At 71.0% G+C, this 3,083-nt stretch carries 3 protein-coding genes and 1 tRNA gene; 3 read left to right on the top strand and 1 reads right to left on the bottom strand.

The features are described 5' to 3' along the window. The first annotated feature begins 171 nt into the window (after positions 1 to 171). The 3 genes from H288_RS33690 to H288_RS0131765 are packed head-to-tail and all read left to right on the top strand — an operon-like array spanning position 172 to position 2,674. Entirely contained in the window at positions 172 to 456 is a 285-nt protein-coding gene (locus H288_RS33690) for a DUF3489 domain-containing protein (RefSeq protein ID WP_106735971.1), read from the top strand. Further along, positions 456 to 1,052: a DUF2924 domain-containing protein gene (locus H288_RS33685; protein ID WP_020096578.1), complete on the top strand. Its 597-nt coding sequence runs from the start codon at positions 456 to 458 to the stop codon at positions 1,050 to 1,052. The genes H288_RS33690 and H288_RS33685 overlap by 1 nt, the downstream gene beginning before the upstream one ends. Next, positions 1,049 to 2,674 (top strand): recombinase family protein, encoded by a 1,626-nt coding sequence (locus H288_RS0131765; RefSeq protein ID WP_081636616.1) that lies wholly within the window; start codon positions 1,049 to 1,051, stop codon positions 2,672 to 2,674. Before H288_RS33685 ends, H288_RS0131765 begins: the two co-directional genes overlap by 4 nt. A gap of 317 nt (positions 2,675 to 2,991) precedes the next feature. Here H288_RS0131765 and H288_RS0131760 read toward each other — a convergent pair. Further along, positions 2,992 to 3,067 (bottom strand) — tRNA-Ala (locus H288_RS0131760). Positions 3,068 to 3,083: the final 16 nt, after the last annotated feature.

Here is a 3,083-nt window from a genome sequence, read left to right as displayed (position 1 = left end):
CCTGATCTTCGTTCCTGATCATCTCGACCTCCTCGCTCTTCGAGGGGGTCAGGTCCTCATGGCGTCAGGGGGTCAGTTTGCCGTGTCGCCTGACAGCCCAAGCCGCCGCGTGCCGCCAAGGTAGTTGCGAGTGCCCCTGCCGCCGCACCGACCGATCCTGCCGGTACTGCGATCTCAAGCAAGAAGGCGCAGGTGCTGGCGCTGCTAAGGCGCGAACAGGGGGCGACGCTCGCCGAGCTGACTGCCGCCACTGGTTGGCTGCCTCACACCACCCGCGCCGCCCTCTCGCGCATCCGCACCGGCGGCCAGGCGCTGCTCAAGGCCGCCCGCCCAGACGACGCCATCGCATACTGCATCCCCGCGCCGATGACCGCGGTCACCACCCCGCCCCGGGCGCGCAAGCCCCAGCGTAAGCCGACGGCTGAGGCCGCTGTCACAGCTGCGGCGGCAGCCTGATGGGCGGGCAGCGTACGCCCGCCGCGGCGCAGACGGCGGAGGTCGAGACGGGGGCTGCTTCCGCGGCCTACCGGCTCGCGGCCGCGCTCGACGAACTGGCCGGCCTCGACGCCGCCACCCTCGCCCGGCGCTGGCGGCGGGACTTCGGTTCCGCCGCCCCGCCCGGCCTCTCCCCCGCCCTGCGCGCCCGCATCCTCGCCCACCGCCTTCAGATCCGCGCGTTGGGCGACCTCGACCGCGATACCGCGCAAACTCTCGGCCGTCTCTCGGCCGGGCGGGGGACGGGGCCCGGACGAGACAGGTCCGAGCCCGGCGCAGCGGCCACAGCGACTGCCATCGCGATCCCGGTGCCGGACCGGCGCGGGCAAACTCCCGGCGTGCAGCTGTCGCGCGAGTGGGGCGGGCGCATGCACACCGTCACCGTACTGGACGTCGGCTACGCCTGGGAGGGGGCGACCTACCCCAGCCTGTCCCGTGTCGCCCACGCCATCACCGGCACCAAGTGGAACGGCCCCCGCTTCTTCGGCCTGCGCGAGCGGGCTGAAGTGGCGACGGGGGCCGGGCGGCAGAGGGTTGCGCGGAGGGCCCCGGCATGAGCGTCAAACCGCGCCGCTCAGTGAACGCCGCACAGCATCCCCCCTCGGGCGCCCGCCCGGCGCTGCGCTGCGCGATCTACACCCGAGTGTCCACCGAGCACGGGCTGGAGCAGGAGTTCAACTCGCTGGACAACCAGCGCGAGGCGGCGGAAGCCTATGTGAGGAGCCAGGCCCACGAGGGCTGGCGGCTCCTGCCCGAACGCTACGACGACGGCGGATACTCCGGCGGTACCCTCGAGCGTCCCGCCCTCCAGCGCCTGCTCGCCGCCGTGCGCGAACGCCGAGTCGATGTCATCGTCGTGTACAAGGTCGACCGCCTCACCCGCGCGCTGGCCGACTTCGCCAAGCTCGTCGAGCTGTTCGACGCTCATGGCACCTCGTTCGTGTCGGTGACCCAGGCGTTCAACACCACGACCAGCATGGGACGCCTCACCCTCAACGTCCTCCTCTCGTTCGCCCAGTTCGAGCGCGAGGTCACCGGCGAGCGCATCCGCGACAAGATCGCCGCCTCCAAGCGCAAGGGCATCTGGATGGGTGGCGTTGTGCCGCTGGGTTACCGTGTCGATACGCGCGCGCTGCACGTGGTCGAGGAGCAGGCCGAGGTCGTGCGCGCGATCTTCGCCCGCTACCGCGCGCTCGGCACGGTCAGCGCGCTGCAGGCCGAGTTGGAGGCCAGCGGCATCCGCGTGCCCGAGCGCCGCGACGGCAAGGGCAAATTGGTCGGGGGCGGGGCGTTCACCCGCGGGCACCTGTACAAGATCCTCGCCAACCCGATCTACGTCGGCCGGCTCATTCACCGGGGCTGTGTGCACGAGGGCCAGCACGTCGGCCTCGTTGACCCGGCGGTGTTCGACGCAGTCCAGGCGCAGCTGGCGGCCAATCACCACGCGCACACCGCCCGGCGGCGGGAGGGTGCGCATCTGCTCACCGGGCGCATCCGGGACGAGCATGGCCAAGCGATGACCCCGAGCCACACGGCCAAGGGCGCGCGGCGCTACCGCTACTACGTCAGCCGGGCGGCGGTCCGGGGACGACCGGCCTGCACGGTCCGCCGCATCGCCGCCCACGCGGTGGAAGCCAGCGTAATGTTGGCGCTGCGCGCGACGCTTCTCCCAACTGCAGCGTCCGCCTCGCCATCCGCTCCGGCGTGCGAAATCCTCAGCGACACCGAGGTGGTCGCGACCCACCTCGCGCGGGTCACGGTCCACCCTGACGCGCTGTTGATTGAGCTGGTCGGTGGGGACGAGCGTGATCCGATCCGCATCCCCTGGTCGCCCGCGGGCTATCGTCGGCGCCGGGAGATCGTCGTACCCCCGGGGATGGAGCGCGATGGCTTGCGGCCGATGAAGGTCGAGGACCGCGCGCGCATCCTAACGGCTATCGGCCGCAGCCGCGCCTGGGTCGACGACCTCGTCGCGGCGCGTGCGGCGGGTACCGCTGCCATCGCAGTGCGCGAGGGCTGCAGCGAGCGCGCGGTGCGGATGGTGTTGCCGCTTGCCCATCTTGCCCCGCGGATCGTGCGGGCCATCGTCGACGGGCGCCTGCCGCGCGGCATCGGCGTCCGCCATCTGGCCGAGCTGCCGGCATCTTGGGCGGATCAGGAGCGTGCCCTCGGGTTGTAAGTGCATCGCCCCGCCATCGCTCTACGGATCCTCGCCGGGCCGACGGAACCAATCCTGACGGTCACCATCCCTGCGTAGCCGGCGACTGCTCACAATCGCAACGCCGTGCGTCTGCGGCGAACGACGCGCGCATTTGCCATCGGGTTCTGTGCGCGGAAACGGGTTTGGCACCAGCGGAGACAGTGGCCTCGATCAGCCGCCTATCCGAGGTCTGGCGGGGTAGAGACTAGCATATCGTCATGGAGACGCGGCTAAGTCACGGACACCGCGGCGCTTTTCGTATCGACCACCAGGCACGCAGTTTTGTAAAGACTGCCTGGTGGAGCTGAGGGGATTCGAACCCCTGACCTCCGCAGTGCGATTGCGGCGCTCTCCCATCTGAGCTACAGCCCCGTCGAGGCGCCGGCCT

It is taken from the genome of Methylobacterium sp. 285MFTsu5.1 (assembly GCF_000383455.1).
Classification (GTDB): domain Bacteria; phylum Pseudomonadota; class Alphaproteobacteria; order Rhizobiales; family Beijerinckiaceae; genus Methylobacterium.
The sequence above is the reverse complement of the archived record's forward strand: the minus strand, read 5'-3'. Positions and strand labels throughout refer to the sequence as shown.

Excerpts from the sequence above, each read along its gene's own strand:
- H288_RS33685 (WP_020096578.1), top strand. The coding sequence starts at position 456 with ATGGGCGGGCAGCGTACGCCCGCCGCGGCGCAGACGGCGGAGGTCGAG.
- H288_RS0131765 (WP_081636616.1), top strand. The coding sequence starts at position 1,049 with ATGAGCGTCAAACCGCGCCGCTCAGTGAACGCCGCACAGCATCCCCCC.